Source organism: Muriicola jejuensis, assembly GCF_010671595.1.
Taxonomy (GTDB): domain Bacteria; phylum Bacteroidota; class Bacteroidia; order Flavobacteriales; family Flavobacteriaceae; genus Muriicola; species Muriicola jejuensis.
This window is the reverse complement of the sequence record NZ_JAABOP010000001.1, coordinates 393796-408429: the sequence shown is the minus strand read 5'-3', so window position 1 is coordinate 408429 and position 14634 is coordinate 393796. Positions and strand designations below refer to the sequence as shown.

General features: G+C 48.1%; 16 protein-coding genes. 6 read left to right on the top strand and 10 right to left on the bottom strand.

Annotation, left to right across the window (positions count from 1 at the left end; translation table 11 throughout):
• Nucleotides 1-165: 165 nt before the first annotated feature.
• The 4 genes from GWK09_RS01865 to GWK09_RS01850 all read left to right on the top strand — a co-directional run bounded on the left by GWK09_RS01865 (nt 166) and on the right by GWK09_RS01850 (nt 4246).
• Nucleotides 166-1434, top strand: coding sequence for a sensor histidine kinase (locus GWK09_RS01865; protein ID WP_163691312.1), 1269 nt, complete (start codon nt 166-168; stop codon nt 1432-1434).
• Entirely contained in the window at nt 1427-2143 is a 717-nt protein-coding gene (locus GWK09_RS01860; RefSeq protein ID WP_163691311.1) for a response regulator transcription factor, read from the top strand. Before GWK09_RS01865 ends, GWK09_RS01860 begins: the two co-directional genes overlap by 8 nt.
• 61 nt (nt 2144-2204) lie before the next feature.
• Nucleotides 2205-3473 (top strand): sterol desaturase family protein, encoded by a 1269-nt coding sequence (locus tag GWK09_RS01855; RefSeq protein WP_163691310.1) that lies wholly within the window; start codon nt 2205-2207, stop codon nt 3471-3473.
• 5 nt (nt 3474-3478) lie between these two features.
• Complete coding sequence (locus GWK09_RS01850; protein ID WP_163691309.1) at nt 3479-4246, top strand: creatininase family protein; 768 nt, start codon at nt 3479-3481, stop codon at nt 4244-4246.
• 2 nt (nt 4247-4248) lie between these two features.
• Here GWK09_RS01850 and GWK09_RS01845 read toward each other — a convergent pair whose 3' ends face one another.
• Genes GWK09_RS01845 through rsfS form a run of 6 tightly spaced genes read right to left on the bottom strand, consistent with a single transcriptional unit; the run spans nt 4249 to nt 9081 of the window.
• Nucleotides 4249-4518, bottom strand: coding sequence for an acyl-CoA-binding protein (locus GWK09_RS01845; RefSeq protein WP_163691308.1), 270 nt, complete (start codon nt 4516-4518; stop codon nt 4249-4251).
• The gene (locus GWK09_RS01840) at nt 4505-5176 is read right to left on the bottom strand and encodes a phosphatidylserine decarboxylase family protein (RefSeq protein ID WP_163691307.1); all 672 of its coding nucleotides are present in this window, start codon (nt 5174-5176) and stop codon (nt 4505-4507) included. The genes GWK09_RS01845 and GWK09_RS01840 overlap by 14 nt, the downstream gene beginning before the upstream one ends.
• Nucleotides 5166-5966, bottom strand: coding sequence for a phosphatidate cytidylyltransferase (locus tag GWK09_RS01835; RefSeq protein WP_163691306.1), 801 nt, complete (start codon nt 5964-5966; stop codon nt 5166-5168). Before GWK09_RS01835 ends, GWK09_RS01840 begins: the two co-directional genes overlap by 11 nt.
• A gap of 1 nt (nt 5967) precedes the next feature.
• Entirely contained in the window at nt 5968-6582 is a 615-nt protein-coding gene (locus GWK09_RS01830; RefSeq protein WP_163691305.1) for an LUD domain-containing protein, read from the bottom strand.
• Between the two features lie 53 nt (nt 6583-6635).
• Nucleotides 6636-8699, bottom strand: a complete 2064-nt coding sequence (gene ftsH / locus GWK09_RS01825; protein ID WP_163691304.1) for an ATP-dependent zinc metalloprotease FtsH — start codon at nt 8697-8699, stop codon at nt 6636-6638.
• A gap of 4 nt (nt 8700-8703) precedes the next feature.
• Nucleotides 8704-9081: a ribosome silencing factor gene (rsfS, locus tag GWK09_RS01820; RefSeq protein WP_163691303.1), complete on the bottom strand. Its 378-nt coding sequence runs from the start codon at nt 9079-9081 to the stop codon at nt 8704-8706.
• Nucleotides 9082-9177: 96 nt separating this feature from the next.
• On the opposite strand from rsfS, the gene GWK09_RS01815 reads away from it, so the two are divergent.
• Nucleotides 9178-9903: a biotin--[acetyl-CoA-carboxylase] ligase gene (locus tag GWK09_RS01815; RefSeq protein ID WP_163691302.1), complete on the top strand. Its 726-nt coding sequence runs from the start codon at nt 9178-9180 to the stop codon at nt 9901-9903.
• 14 nt (nt 9904-9917) lie between these two features.
• Here the strand turns inward: GWK09_RS01815 and GWK09_RS01810 are convergent, their stop codons facing one another.
• Together GWK09_RS01810 and pyrE are read right to left on the bottom strand one after the other, a co-directional pair.
• The gene (locus tag GWK09_RS01810) at nt 9918-10310 is read right to left on the bottom strand and encodes an SRPBCC family protein (protein ID WP_163691301.1); all 393 of its coding nucleotides are present in this window, start codon (nt 10308-10310) and stop codon (nt 9918-9920) included.
• A 4-nt stretch (nt 10311-10314) separates the two neighbouring features.
• Nucleotides 10315-10956: an orotate phosphoribosyltransferase gene (gene pyrE, locus GWK09_RS01805; protein ID WP_163691300.1), complete on the bottom strand. Its 642-nt coding sequence runs from the start codon at nt 10954-10956 to the stop codon at nt 10315-10317.
• Nucleotides 10957-10963: 7 nt separating this feature from the next.
• On the opposite strand from pyrE, the gene GWK09_RS01800 reads away from it, so the two are divergent.
• Nucleotides 10964-11563, top strand: a complete 600-nt coding sequence (locus tag GWK09_RS01800; protein ID WP_163691299.1) for an NUDIX hydrolase — start codon at nt 10964-10966, stop codon at nt 11561-11563.
• Here the strand turns inward: GWK09_RS01800 and GWK09_RS01795 are convergent.
• Together GWK09_RS01795 and GWK09_RS01790 are read right to left on the bottom strand one after the other, a co-directional pair.
• Nucleotides 11560-11964, bottom strand: coding sequence for a response regulator (locus GWK09_RS01795; RefSeq protein WP_163691298.1), 405 nt, complete (start codon nt 11962-11964; stop codon nt 11560-11562). The genes GWK09_RS01800 and GWK09_RS01795 overlap by 4 nt on opposite strands.
• A complete protein-coding gene (locus GWK09_RS01790) occupies nt 11951-14563 on the bottom strand; it encodes a PAS domain-containing sensor histidine kinase (protein WP_163691297.1) in 2613 nt (870 codons plus the stop codon). Before GWK09_RS01790 ends, GWK09_RS01795 begins: the two co-directional genes overlap by 14 nt.
• Nucleotides 14564-14634: the final 71 nt, after the last annotated feature.

The following is a 14634-nucleotide window of genomic DNA, read 5'->3' as shown; positions in this document are numbered from 1 at the left end:
TAACTAAACTGTTCGAATTAACTTAATAACTTTAGACCAAGATACTGGGTTTGGAAAAGGATACGGATTAAGGGTTGGGCAAAAAAAATTAAGGAAAGGTTAAGGGCATTAAGAAAAGAATAAGTCTTCAGACAGAAACAATATTTTTACTTAATTGGGGAAGGTTTGAGCAAAAAGAATATCTATATAGCCGTCTTCGTGGTCTCGGTCATCGGCCTTGCCATAGTGCAATACAGGTATCTCGAGATCGGACTTAGCCTCGCCAGGGTTCAGTTCAGCAAAAACCTGGTCACCGCTGGAGATGAGATCAGGAACGACCTTACCGCCAGGGATCAGATGACCTTCCTGCTGGGGAAGGCCCTGCAGCGAGACTCGACCTATTTCAGGCTCAGTATTGACAGCGTGCAGGACGCCTCCAGATTCTTCCTCAACGATTTCATCTCGGAACGTTTGCTGAGGGCCGGAATAGAAGCTGAATTCAGCTATGATCTCTTCTCCAAGGATACTACTTATTACCTCCAGTCCCCCAAATCATTCACAGACCGGGACAGGGAGGTGAAATATCCTATTTTGCTTGAGGGATATTTGCCTGAATTGCTCGGGGAACGGCTTATCCTGGAATTGAAATTCAGGGACCTGCGATCGTATTTTCTGTTCCAGCTCAACGGACTCATCCTGCCGAGTCTGCTTTTTTTGATAGGGATCGTGGCCGTGATCATCTGGATCCTGAGGACCTATTACTGGCAAAGGAACCTGATCACCCATACCAATGAATTCATCAATAACCTGACTCATGAACTGAAGACCCCGGTATTCTCTATCGGGCTCGCCAGTAAACTATTAGACCAGAACGCCACGGAACAGCAGAAACCCGTTCTCGAAATCATCCGCCAGCAGACAGACCGACTTTCAGGACATATAGACCGCGTACTGGATCTGGCCCGGATGGAATCCAGAAAGGATATCTTTCACCTCGTCGAGGTCGATTTCCGTCCCGTCCTGCAGAAACTCTGCGAGGATTTCAGTACGCTGGTAGCTCTGGAAGATGTACGCTTTACCTTTAAGCTGCAGGCAGGGCATTATCCTATACGGGCCGAGATCTTCCACCTGGAAAATGCCATCAACAACCTCCTGGACAACGCAAAAAAATATTCAGATGATCCGATTATCGAGCTTCGGGCAACGCTTGAAAAAGGCCATCTTGTCATCAGGATAAGAGATAACGGCAGGGGTATTGGTCCTGAAGATCAAAAACGTATCTTTCAGAAATATTTCCGTGTGGGCGAGGGTGACCTCCACAAGGTGAAGGGATATGGCCTCGGTCTGAGTTATGTCAAGAAAGTCATTGATGCGATGAAAGGAAAAATCAATCTGGAAAGCAAGCTTGGGGAAGGTACGGCGATTTCCATCCAAATACCCCTGATCCATGGCTGACAACCTTCCCAAAATAATGCTGGTTGAAGACGATACTTCCTTGGGGTATCTCCTGACGGAATACTTGCAATTGAAGGGATTCAAAGTATTCTGGGCATCGGGAGGCAAGAAGGCTATCGAAAAACTGGAGCAGGAAGAGTACGACCTGGTGATCCTCGATATCATGATGCCCGAAATGGATGGATTTACTCTTGCAAGTACCATCAAAAGTCGGTATCCGGACCTGCCGTTCATTTTCCTTACCGCTAAATCCCTTAAGGTTGACGTGTTAAAGGCCTTTTCCCTGGGAGCGGTGGACTACCTTAAAAAACCCATAGATGAAGAGGAGCTGGTGGTGCGGATAAAGGCATTGCTGTCTCATATCAAGGGGGCAGACCCGGCAGAAGAGGAAAAGCCCAATGATATTCGCCAACTGGGGAAGTACACCTTTAATCCCCTCAACCAGGAATTGCACTTCAAGGATGAGGTTATACACCTCACTTCAAGGGAGAACGAATTGCTGACCTTTCTTTCATCCCGCATCAACAAACTGTCTGCCCACAAGGATATCCTGATGGCCCTGTGGGGGAGCCATGACTATTTCAAACAGAAAAGCCTGAATGTATTTATCACACATCTTCGCAAATACCTGGAAAAGGATGAGGATATCCGGATCGAAAATGTACACGGCCAGGGCTTTATCCTCAGGGTACGGCAGGCAGGTAACTGATCTCCGGTATTTCAGTTAAATGAAGTATATTTAATCTCGGAACACAGCTGTTACCACTGCCATGGAAACCTATGCCAACGCGCTCTTATACGCCATTCCCTTTTTTATTCTTCTCCTGTTGATTGAGATCCTGTACGGGCATTTCGCAAAGGATCAGCAGCACAAGGTTCTGGATACCGTCAGCAGTATAAGTTCTGGCCTTACGAACATCGTCAAGGACTCCCTGGGACTCGGAGTGATCCTCGTGAGTTATCCCTTCCTTCTTGAATACTTGTCGTTCACCGAGGTGAAGGCGACCTGGCTGGTTTGGCTGACGGCCTTCCTCGCGATCGATTTTGCCGGGTACTGGAACCATCGCCTGAGTCATCACGTCAACTTTTTCTGGAACCAGCACGTCATCCACCACAGCAGTGAGGAGTTCAACCTGGCCTGTGCCCTGAGGCAGTCCATTTCCAACCTTCTGGGGTATTTTCCACTTTTTTTGATCCCTGCGGCCCTGGTTGGGGTGCCGGCAGAGGTGATCGCGGTGATAGCACCCGTACACCTTTTTGCCCAGTTTTGGTACCACACTCAACACATAGGCAAAATGGGATGGCTGGAATATATCATCGTAACCCCTTCTCAGCACCGGGTGCACCATGCCATTAACCCTGAATACATCGATAAGAACCTCGGGCAGATACTCTGTATCTGGGACCGCTGGTTCGGTACCTTTCAGGAGGAATTGGAGGAGGTTCCACCCCAGTACGGCGTATTGAAACCCGCCCATACCTGGAACCCTATCCTGATCAATTTTCAGCACCTTTGGAGGCTCATACTCGATGCGTGGAGGACCCGGAGCTTAAAGGATAAATTGCGGATCTGGTTCATGCCCACGGGATGGCGCCCAGCCGATGTAAAGGAGAAATATCCGACAGAGATCATAGAAGACGTGTATTCCTTTCGGCGATATGAGACAGCGGCCTCTCCCTTACTGAAGGGATATTCTATTTTCCAGATGACAAGTACCCTGGCCCTCACCCTTTTTATGTTCTACAATTACACGGACATTGGTTTTGACGGACTTCTGCTCTTTGGGGCCTTTATCTTTCTGGGTATTTTCGGATATACGAGCCTTATGGACCGACGGAACTTCGCATTCCCTGTTGAGTTGATCAGGAGTGTGGCCGGATGGGCCTTTATCGCGATCACGGGCGACTGGTTCGGGATAGATACCTACTGGAATTATGGGAGTCTCCTGGTAGGCGCGTATTTTGGGATCACCGCTTTGGGGGGATTCTACTTTACCTTTGTGGAGAGAAATGAAACGGAACAACAAATCGCTATCTGAACTTTATGGCTTCAAGACCTTATATACTTACTGAGACCCACTGGCTTTGCCTCAAGGATGCCATATTCGACCTGGCCATCTTGCCCTGGGGTGCCACAGAGGCGCACAACTACCACCTGCCCTACGGCACGGATATTTTTGAGGCGGATTTCCTGGCGGCGGAGGCAGCCAAACAGGCCTGGGACCGGGGCGCAAAACCCATCGTCCTTCCCACCATTCCCTTTGGGGTGAATACGGGTCAGTCTGATATCTACCTCGACATCAACCTGAATCCCAGTACGCAGATGGCTATCCTCAGGGATGTGATCACCGTTCTGAACCGGCAGGGACTCCGTAAATTACTGATCTTTAACAGCCATGGGGGCAATAACTTTAAAGCCCTTGTCAGGGAATTGGGCCTGGAGTTTCCTGAGATGTTCCTTTGTGTGTCGCACTGGTTCAAGGTACTCCATGATCCTGAGTACATCGAGGAGAAAGGGGACCACGCCGATGAAAGGGAGACCAGCCTGATGCTATACTTCAGACCGGACCTTGTGCTCGATCGGAATACCTGGGGCAAAGGAAAATCGAAAAACTTCAGGATAAAGGCATTTTCTGAGGGTTGGGCCTGGGCGGAAAGAAGGTGGTCCGAAATCTCAGAGGACACCGGGGTAGGGGACCCGTATAAGTCGACTGTGGAAAAGGGAGAGAGGCTTTTCAGGGAAGTGAGCGCCAAGATGGGGGAACTGGTCTATGAGCTCTGCAAGGCAGATACGGACGACCTCTATGCCTGAACTTAAAAGGAATTGATCCCGAATTCCTTCTTTACCAGAATGATGTATTTTTCCATGGCCTCTTCGGGCTGCAAGTTCTTGGCCTGGATCAGGGCATTTGCCTTGAACGCATTGATCAGGGGAGTCTTACTGCCAGGATTGTCGAAATTCTGGTGGGCGATCTTGTAATAGGCGTAGAGTTTCAGCAACAGGTCAGGAGCCAGCGGATCCGTATAGTTGCTGATAAAGGCAACGGCTTTCTGGAATTCGGCTTGCAGATTATCCTTCTCCATCATCAGTGTTTAATGACGCCAGGCAGGTGACCGCACCTTTGACTTTTTGGTTAAGCTTTACAGACACCATGGCGTTCAAAGGTAAAAATACATCCACACGAGAACCAAATTTAATAAAACCACTTTCTTCCCCCTGCTGCACACTTTCTCCTTCTTCGGCGTAATTTACGATGCGCCTTGCCATGGCACCTGCGATCTGGCGGTAGAGAATATCACCGAATTTCGGGGTTCTGATCACGACTGTGGTCCTCTCGTTCTCTTCACTTGATTTAGGATGCCATGCCACCAGGTATTTGCCGGGGTGGTACTTGGAGTATTTGATGACACCACTGGCCGGGTATCGAGTTACATGCACGTTCACCGGCGACATGAAAATGGAGATCTGCAGCCTTTCTTCCTGGAAGTATTCCGTTTCCATTACCCGTTCTATGACCACCACTTTGCCATCCACCGGGGCATGGATCTCGTTGAAATTCTTGTTTGAGACCCTTCTGGGGTTCCTGAAGAACTGAAGGATGGATACCAGGATGAGTATAGCGACTATCTGTACCGTTATCCTTACCCAATCTGCCGAGATAAACCGGTCAGCCAGAAAGACAAGGATTGCGATGATGAAAAAAGTAAACAGGATGATCTTCTGCCCCTCTTTATGAAACATAGGTAAAAATATTTAGAACCAAATAGGCAAATGGTGCTGCAAATATAAGACTATCCAGCCTATCGAGCATACCCCCATGTCCCGGAAGGATGGCTCCGCTGTCTTTCACATGTGCCAGCCTTTTGAGCTTGGATTCGACGAGGTCTCCAAGGCTTCCTGTAAGGACGATGACCGATGCCAGGATGACCCATTCTACGGGTTTTATTATGGGTTCGTACTGTGACAGGATATAGGCTGCAACCAGGGTAAAGACGAAGCCCCCTAGTGTGCCTTCGACTGTTTTTTTCGGGGAAACCGCGGGATAGAGTTTGGTACGGCCGATGGATTTACCCACCAGATAGGCAAAGGAATCGTTCACCCAGATCAGGATAAAGATGCCCATGATGAGCATTTTGGCAAAGTCGTCGTCCTTGTAGGGGATCATGGTAAGGAAGATACAGCCACCTCCTATATAGAAAAGGCCGATGATAAATTTTTCATAGGCCCTGTAAAACTTTTTTTTCGAAAAAAGGAAATAGATCAGTACGATGTTTACGGTAATGGAGAGGAACATCAGGATGTTGATCAGTACTGCGTCCCTGATGATATAGATAAAGAGCCACCAGATCCCAAGATAGGCGGCAAAAATGTGGTACCCCCTCAGGCCGACAAGCTTTTTGTATTCGTAGAGGCAAGCAAGTCCGAAGACCATGAAAAGGAAGTCGAAGGCATCAGAGCTAAGGAAGACGGCAGAGAGTAACAGAATTACATAAACCACCCCCGTAAGTAAGCGCCTGAGAAGTTCCTTCATCCTACAAGTCTTCCAGAAGTATGAGGTACAAGTGTTTGGAACTGCTTCCGTAGGTTAGAAAATCGTCTGCATTCTCATTGGTAGCCTGAAAATGCTTAATGGTCGTGATATTTGCGGGAATCCCCTGCCGGTATTTTTTCTTGATGGCCTTGAGGCCTTCACCGATGCTTTCCACAAGCTGACTCGTAGTGGCGAACACGATGACATTTTCGGGGAGTTCGCTTAGTTTTTTTTCCTTCAGCTGGTTGGAGCATACCAGGATAGAACCATTCTGGGCGATCAGGTGTTCACAGGTAGTGAAGAAGACCGCGCTATCGTTCAGCTTATGGGTAAAGGAGATACTCTCCTTTGCGAACTTTTCTTCCAGCCTTTTGTCCATGACGAAAAAAGGAGTTTCTTCCCAGTGATTTTCCTCCATGATGTTCTTCAAGGCTTCCGAGACCTCATCGAGGGAATCGCAATAAAGGAACTTTCCGCCGTTCTTCTTGAAGTGAATGGTGAATTTCTCGTCTATCGGGAGATTGAGGTCCGGCATATGCACGCCACGGGTCTCGACGGTTTCCTTGGAAACCTTCTTTTTCTTACCTCCCCCAAATAAACTGGAAAAAATACCCATAGGCTGTTTCAATACTTATCTAATGTACTCATTTATAGAACGAAACGCGATAATTATTTATTATCCTTCGTCAGTTCTTCCGGTTTTTCTTCAACTGGTTTCTCGGCCTTCGCCTTAATTTCCCCCTTAACCGTTGGTTCCTTTTCCTCTAGTTCCTCTTCGGTCTTTGCGATCTCCTGTCCTTTCTTGTCAAAATTCTTTTCGAATGGCCTTTTTCCGAAGATCTTTTCCAGGTCTTCCTTGAATATGACTTCCTTGTCCAGCAATCGCTCGGCGAGTTCCGTCAGTTTATCCTTGTTCTTCTCAAGCACCTCTATCGCCCTGGCGTACTGTTCCTCGATCAGTTTGGAGATCTCCTCGTCAATTTTCTGGGCGGTCTCCTCGCTGTAGGGTTTTGTAAAGCCGTATTCGTTCTGGCCTGAGGAATCGTAATAGGTCAGGTTCCCTATGGTTTCATTGAGGCCGTAGATGGTCACCATGGCCCTGGCCTGTTTGGTCACTTTCTCCAGGTCGCTCAGGGCTCCTGTGGAGATCTTGTTAAAGATGACCTTCTCGGCCGCGCGGCCTCCCAGGGTGGCACACATTTCATCCTTCATCTGCTCGGGCCTAACGATCAGGCGTTCCTCGGGAAGGTACCACGCAGAGCCCAGGGACTGACCCCTTGGGACGATGGTTACCTTGACCAGGGGCGCAGCGTGTTCCAACATCCAACTCACCGTGGCGTGGCCCGCCTCGTGGTAGGCAATGGTCCTTTTTTCCTCCTTGGTGATGATCTTGTTCTTTTTTTCGAGCCCACCCACGATCCGGTCTACAGCGTCCAGGAAATCCTGTTTTGTGACGGCTTTCTTCTCTTTTCTCGCGGCGATCAGTGCTGCCTCGTTACAAACATTGGCTATATCGGCTCCCGAGAACCCCGGGGTTTGCCTGGCAAGGAAATCCAGGTCGAGTGTCTCAGCCGTTTTGATGGGCCTCAAGTGGACCTCAAAGATCTCTTTCCTTTCGCGTATATCTGGGAGATCCACATAGATCTGCCTGTCGAACCTACCCGCACGCATCAGGGCTTTATCCAGCACGTCTGCTCGGTTGGTCGCTGCGAGGACTATTACGTTGGTATTGGTACCGAAACCGTCCATTTCTGTCAGCAACTGGTTCAGGGTATTTTCCCTTTCGTCATTAGAACCCGTAAAATTATTTTTACCCCTTGCCCGACCGATGGCATCGATCTCATCGATAAAGATGATGGCCGGAGCCTTGTCCTTGGCCTGCTTAAAGAGGTCCCTCACACGGGAGGCCCCCACACCCACGAACATTTCCACAAAATCGGAACCCGAAAGGGAGAAGAAGGGTACTTTGGCTTCCCCTGCAACGGCCTTAGCCAGGAGGGTCTTTCCTGTCCCGGGTGGTCCTACCAGAAGGGCCCCCTTGGGGATCTTACCTCCCAGGGAAGTGTATTTATCTGGATTTTTCAGGAACTCCACGATCTCCTCTATCTCTTCTTTAGCTCCTTCCAGTCCGGCCACATCCTTGAAAGAAGTACGGGTATCTGTTTTCTCGTCGAAAAGTTTTGCCTTGGATTTACCGATGTTGAAGATCTGTCCTCCGGCACCCCCGGCACCTCCTCCTGACATCCTCCTCATAAGGTAGATCCAGAGACCGATGATCAGGACAAAAGGAAGAATTGTGATGAGCAGGTCAAAAAATAAATTCGACTCTTTGTCGAACTCCACGATGGTACTGAGGGAATTCTCCTTCCTGATCTCCGTGATCTCATTCTGGAAGATCTGAAGGTCTCCAAAGTCCAGTACGTATTGCGGAATCTCCGAAGTCGTAGGGAAGAATGGTTTGTTCGCTACATCCTTGTGGACATCCTTTGCCAGGGCATCTTCGGTCAGAAAGACCTTGGCCTGATCGGTATTGGTAATGATCAGGATCTTGGCAATATCTCCCGCCCTCAGGTATTCCTGCAACTCGGAGGTAGTGATCTTCTTGGTGGTCGCCAGGCTGCCGCCACCAAAAAAATTAAACCCTATCAAAAGCACCGCGACCAGCCCATAGATCCACCACGAACTGAATTTCGGTCTTTTCTGAGGGGTATTATTGTTATTTTCTTTAGCCATTTTTTTATTGATTAAAACTACTTTCCACCATGGTCACCTTCGCATCGCCCCATAGTCCTTCTATGTCGTAAAATTCGCGTACCTGTTTCTGGAAGACGTGGACCACTACATTGACGTAGTCCAATAGTACCCACTCGGCATTGTCAGAACCTTCCACATGCCAGGGTTTATCCTGAATTCCTTTACTAACCGTTTTTTGGATTGAATTTACGATCGCATTTACATGCGTATTGGAGGTGCCATTGCATAAAACAAAGTAGTCGCAAACAGTATTTTCTATGTCTCTAAGGTCGAGTAGATTGATTTCTAGCCCTTTAACTTCTTCAATTCCTTGTAGTATAAAAGCGATTAACTCATCTGCGCTAGCCTTTCCTTTCTGCATCCAAAAGTTTTAGTTTATACAAAGTTATTATTTTTTTATTTTTTCGACCCTAGTTTTTAACATAACATTGTACAGCCAAAAGGGACGATATTTACTATGCTTATCATCAAAGTCGGTGCCACGGATTCCACCAATCTCCATTTAAAGAGGATGATGGCTGAAACCGAACTGCCGGACTTTACCGTTCTGACTGCAAATGCCCAGCACAAGGGGAGGGGGCAAGCGGGAACACATTGGATATCTGAACCCGGTAAGAACCTGACCTTTAGTGTGTTGAAATATTTCGAAGGACAGGAGGCTTCCGGCGGATTCCTGATTTCAAAAGTGGTTTCCCTGGCCCTGGTGGAGGTCTTGCATGCTCTGGAGATTCCCGAACTTTCCATAAAATGGCCTAACGACATAATGTCAGGTAATCAAAAGATCTGTGGAATCCTGATTGAAAATACACTGAAGGGACAGGCTCTTATCCATTCTGTGATCGGCATCGGGATCAATGTGAATCAGTCCGATTTCAAAAACCTGCCACATGCGGCCTCTCTGTCTCAGATCACAGGTGTCCAGCACGATCTGGATGCGTTGCTCGACCGCGTATTGAATAGTCTCGAGAAAAACCTGCAAAAGTTGGATAAGGCTTTGGGCGAGGGGATCCACCGTAGCTATGACCACCTGCTTTTCCGAAGAGACAGCCTGGCGGAATTTGAGATCGGGGGGAAGATCGTTCCCGGAATTATCCGCGGGGTATCACCCGATGGAACACTCCTTCTGGATAGGGAGGGAAGGCTGGAATCCTATGCCCTTAAGGAGATCGCCTTTCGGTTATAAGGCCCTGAACAGACCTATATCTTGGTCAGGTTTTCTGAAAGTGTGCCTATGAAATTGGTGATGGGGCTTTTGATCATCATCGCCATCATCGCATTGAACTCCCCTTTGAAACTCAGGGTGACCTCACTGCTGTCTGCATCCTTCTCCTCTATAAAAGCACTGAGGGTGAAGGGAAGTTTATCACTGGCCGCTCCCAGGACCACCTTTTCGTGGGGGACCTGCTCTTTTCTCTTCAGCACTATCTGGGGCATTCCACTCAGGGCGAAGAGGAAGGTGTCCTCGTCAAGGATCTCGAATTTGTCAATGGATTCGGGCATCAGTTTTTCGAAATTCTGCAGGTCTGTAAGGAAGTTGTACACTTCCTCCTTGTTCTTGGCTACGGTCTTTTTTGGGGTCTCTATATGCATGGGATCAAGGTTTCCACTGGGCGGGGTCTTTTCTCCATTCCATCAGGGTTTGGAGTTGTTCTTCTTTGATATAATGGGATTCTGAAGCCAGTTCCACAAGGGTCTGGTAATCACTCAGGGTATGGAGTTCCACCCCTTTCTTTTCGAAATTCTTTCGGGCAAGGTCAAAGCCGTAAGTGAAGATGGCGACCATGCCTTTTACCCTGGCACCCCCTTTGAGTAGGGCGTCCACAGCATTCAGACTGCTTTTGCCGGTACTGATCAGGTCCTCGATGACCACAACGGTCTGGTCTGGTTCGAGCAGGCCTTCGATCTGGTTTTGCCTTCCATGTGACTTGGCTTCGGGTCTCACATAGATAAAGGGGAGACCGAGATATTCCGCGACCAGTACCCCGACCCCTATCGCTCCTGTAGCCACTCCGGCAATGATATCGGGTTTGCCGTAGAGCTCTTCCACCTGTTTCGCGATCTCTTCCTTGATGAAGTTTCGGATGACCGGGAATGAGAGGAGGATACGGTTGTCACAATAGATGGGAGAATTCCAGCCCGAAGCCCATTTGAAAGGATTTTCGGGTCTCAACTTAATTGCATTAATTTGCAAAAGGAGTTCAGCCGTTTTACTGGCTGTATGCTTGTCCAAAATCATTGCACAAATGTATAAAGTTTTTGTAAATGACGCTCCTCTTGTTTTAACAAACAAACTCTCGGAGACCGTCAACGGGGAATATTTTCCCCTCAATGGGACAGCGATCCTTACGGCCATTGATGCCCTGGCCAAGAAAAAGCTGGAGACGGCCTATATCTACCACCCCAACCACGAAGAGATCCTGAAAAAGTTCACCAAGAAGATCCCCCTCGATGTGGCGGCCGGAGGTGTGGTCACCAATAAGGAAGGGAAGGTTCTCTTTATATACCGCAATGACAAATGGGACCTCCCCAAGGGCCGTTTAGACAAGGGTGAGACCCTGGAGGAATGTGCCATACGCGAGGTGGCAGAGGAGACGGGGGTAGAAGGGCTGAAGATAGAGAACTACCTCAAGACCACCTACCACGTCTTCAAAAGAAAGGGGAAATACATGCTCAAGGAAGTCCACTGGTATGCCATGAAAACCTCCTATAAGGGAAAACTCGTCGGACAAAAAAGCGAGAATATAGAGAAGGTGAAGTGGAAAGGGCCGAAAAAGATCAAAAAAGCACTGGAAAACTCCTATACAAATATCCGCAGCCTCTTTGAGATAGATAATTTCCACTAGGCCACCCTGGTGATCTCCAGGATGTCATTTTTTCTGATCGGTTTATTCTTGAAGTCGATCACATGGCTGGTCAGACCCTTGAAACGTTCCCATTGTTGCCTGTCATAGGCGTCGATGGATGAGGTTACGATATTGATCCTGATCTTGTTCTCCACCTGCAGATCGAGGAATTTTTCCAGGAATTGCCAGCCGTCCATGATAGGCATATTGATATCCAGGAAGATCACCTGGGGGATCGTTTCCCCTTTTTGGACCATCCCGCTAATATCATCTATGGCTTCTTTCCCATTTACGTAGGTCTTGATCTCGTCGGCCAGATCGAGCATGTTCAGCATCTTTTTGATCCCAAATACCGTGATGGGATCGTCGTCAATGATACATACACTGTTAATTTTGCTCATTGAAGAAGATTTTGAAGGTTGTTCCTTTCCCGACGACGCTCTCTACTTTGATCTTACCGTTCATGGCCTCAATTTGATTTTTTGTAATATACAGCCCTATTCCCCTTGCTTCCGGGTTTTTGTGAAAGGTCTTATACATCCCGAAAAGTTTGTCCCCGTGTTCATCCAGGTCTATGCCCAGTCCGTTGTCTTTGATCAAAAGGACGGTATATTCCCCCTGGGATTCTGCACTCAACCGGATCACGGGTTTGCGCATGGGGTCCCTGTATTTGATGGCATTGGTGATAAAGTTCATCAGGATACTTTCGGCATAGGCGGGTACGGCCTTGATTTCAAGGTCTTCCTGTACATCATTGATGATCAGGGCGTTGTTGTTTTTCAGGTAGGCCGTAAGGTTTTGCTCCACGGCCTTGATCTTTTCGCAGAGGTTGACCGGTTTTTTGTCTAGGTTGATATTCGTGCTGATCGCCACTACCTCGTTGAGGTTTTCAAGGGTCTCCAGGAGGTTGTCAGAGGCTTCCATCAGCATCTTGATGATCTTGTTCTTTTCTTCTACATCGGTCTCGCTCACCAGGAAGTCGAGCAGCATGGAAAAATTGGCGGTGTGCGACCTCAGGTTGTGGGAGACGATATGGGCGAAATTGACGAGTTTCTTGTTCTGGACCGAAGTGACGTTGATCAGATCGTGCAACTCCTCCTCCTTTCTTTTGAGATCAGAGATATCGAGACTGATACCAATTAGGCCTTTCACCTTTTTATCCTCACCTAGAAGGGGGATCTTGGAAGTGAGGAAAGATGTCACGGTTCCGTCCTTTTTCACGCTGATAGTCTCCTTTCTCAACATGGGTTTCAGGTTTTGGATCACTTCCAGGTCTTCTTTCCGGGAGATCTCGGCAGATTCCTTGTCGTAAAAATCGAAATCGTTCTTTCCGATCACGTCTTTTTCATTCAGGCCGACATAGTCCAGCTCGGACTTGTTTACAAGGACCTTTTTCGAATCGAGATCCTTGATGAATACATTGAGGGGCAGGTTGTCTATCAGGGTCCTCAGCAATTTTTTCTCTTCTCTGAGCTGTGCCTCTATGCCCTTGCTTTCGGAAATATCCTGGGCTGTCGACCAAAGCAGTTTTCGACCTTTTTTATTGCCCACCAGGGAACCGCTGACCAGCACGGGAAATTTGGTACCATCCTTTTTTACGTATTCCTGTTCTTCCGGTCCAAAGGCCTGGTTGTTCTCAATTTCTTTCTTGATCCTCAGCAACTGGGTCCTGGATCCCGTTACGAGGATATCCTGTACCTTGAGTTGTCCCAGGTGATCCCGGGTGTATCCGGTGGTTTGTTCGAAAGAGGTATTGAAGTCGAGGATCTCGCCGGTGTCAAAATCGCTGAGAATGTAGCTCGATGGGGAGAGTTCATAAAGCGCCCTGAACTTTTGTTCACTTTCTTTGAGCTTGCGACGGGCAGCGACCATCTCCTTGATCATCCTCCCTTCTGCAAGCAGGGATATGATTTTCTGGTTTTCGTCGTATATGGGTTTTATACTGAAATCCACCGGGATGGGGTTCTTATCCTTGTCGAGTACCACGATCTCACTTCTCATGAACTCGCCAGCCGCAGCGGTCTTCACCACTTGTTTGAGGCCGTCTTTGATATAATCGGGGATGGGCCACCAGTAGGCGTCCCAGAATTTCTTGCCGATGACCTCTTCCTCTTTCAGGCCTGAAAAGGTGAGTGCTGTTTCATTGACCTCCAGGAAGGTTCCCTGGGTATCCAGAATGCCAGTGAACTGGTATGAGGAATTAAAGATGCCTTTAAAGTGCCGTTCCTGACGTTTTACCTGTTTTTCGTTTTCCAGGGTCGGGGTAATGTCCCGGAAAGTACCTACCAGGCCAATAAGCTTGCCTTTTTTGAAGATCGGTTTACCCGTGGCGATCACCGTGATCTCATGGTTCTTGGCCGTGATCAGCTCGCAGGTCAATTCGTAGGGCTCCCCATTCTGTATGGCCCTGTCTACTGCCATGGCCATGGCATTACGGCTGTAACCTTCCTTGTAGAAACTGATGGCTGTATCGATGTTGGGTTCGTAGGTAGGGACCACCTCGTGGAGTTTTTTTGTGATTTCGCACCAGGACAACCGGTTCCTTTCCACGTCAAACTCCCAGCTACCGATGTTAGTGATCTCTGATTTGGCCTCCAGCAGTGTTTCGATTTTACTGCTCTGTATTTCTGCCAGGATGCGTTCAGAGACATCCTCGGTATGAAGGATAACGCCTATGATGTTTTCCTTTTCGTCATACCAGGGAATATTCTGCCATTCGAACCAACGGAGGTTTCCCTCTTGATCGAGGGTGTGATGCAGGCTTTGCTGGCTGGGGTTTCCCTTCAGGCATTGTTTGAGAACCTTCTCCCAATCCTTGGAAATCGTGCCGAAAAGGTCTTTCAGACTGGCTCCGATCGCATCTTTTCGGACAAAATCAAAATCATTGATCCATTTGTCAGAGACATAGACCACTTCGTATTTTTTATTAATGAAAGCAGTTGCCGTCGGCAACTGTTTTACGAGGTAGTCAAAGGTCACTGTAGGGGTTCCACGCAACATTCTGTCGTAATTTCCTACTAAAGTATTCGTATAATTCAACATTCCTCAATGATTGTTGTGAATCCGCCTAA

Bases quoted from the DNA above. Each gene is read 5' to 3' on its own strand.
- GWK09_RS01860 (WP_163691311.1), top strand. From the start codon at position 1,427: ATGGCTGACAACCTTCCCAAAATAATGCTGGTTGAAGACGATACTTCC.
- GWK09_RS01840 (WP_163691307.1), bottom strand. From the start codon at position 5,176: ATGTTTCATAAAGAGGGGCAGAAGATCATCCTGTTTACTTTTTTCATC.
- GWK09_RS01810 (WP_163691301.1), bottom strand. From the start codon at position 10,310: ATGCATATAGAGACCCCAAAAAAGACCGTAGCCAAGAACAAGGAGGAA.
- GWK09_RS01855 (WP_163691310.1), top strand. From the start codon at position 2,205: ATGGAAACCTATGCCAACGCGCTCTTATACGCCATTCCCTTTTTTATT.
- GWK09_RS01795 (WP_163691298.1), bottom strand. From the start codon at position 11,964: ATGAGCAAAATTAACAGTGTATGTATCATTGACGACGATCCCATCACG.
- GWK09_RS01800 (WP_163691299.1), top strand. From the start codon at position 10,964: ATGTATAAAGTTTTTGTAAATGACGCTCCTCTTGTTTTAACAAACAAA.
- GWK09_RS01850 (WP_163691309.1), top strand. From the start codon at position 3,479: ATGGCTTCAAGACCTTATATACTTACTGAGACCCACTGGCTTTGCCTC.
- GWK09_RS01835 (WP_163691306.1), bottom strand. From the start codon at position 5,966: ATGAAGGAACTTCTCAGGCGCTTACTTACGGGGGTGGTTTATGTAATT.
- pyrE (WP_163691300.1), bottom strand. From the start codon at position 10,956: ATGATTTTGGACAAGCATACAGCCAGTAAAACGGCTGAACTCCTTTTG.
- ftsH (WP_163691304.1), bottom strand. From the start codon at position 8,699: ATGGCTAAAGAAAATAACAATAATACCCCTCAGAAAAGACCGAAATTC.
- GWK09_RS01790 (WP_163691297.1), bottom strand. From the start codon at position 14,563: ATGTTGCGTGGAACCCCTACAGTGACCTTTGACTACCTCGTAAAACAG.
- GWK09_RS01830 (WP_163691305.1), bottom strand. From the start codon at position 6,582: ATGGGTATTTTTTCCAGTTTATTTGGGGGAGGTAAGAAAAAGAAGGTT.
- rsfS (WP_163691303.1), bottom strand. From the start codon at position 9,081: ATGCAGAAAGGAAAGGCTAGCGCAGATGAGTTAATCGCTTTTATACTA.
- GWK09_RS01815 (WP_163691302.1), top strand. From the start codon at position 9,178: ATGCTTATCATCAAAGTCGGTGCCACGGATTCCACCAATCTCCATTTA.
- GWK09_RS01845 (WP_163691308.1), bottom strand. From the start codon at position 4,518: ATGGAGAAGGATAATCTGCAAGCCGAATTCCAGAAAGCCGTTGCCTTT.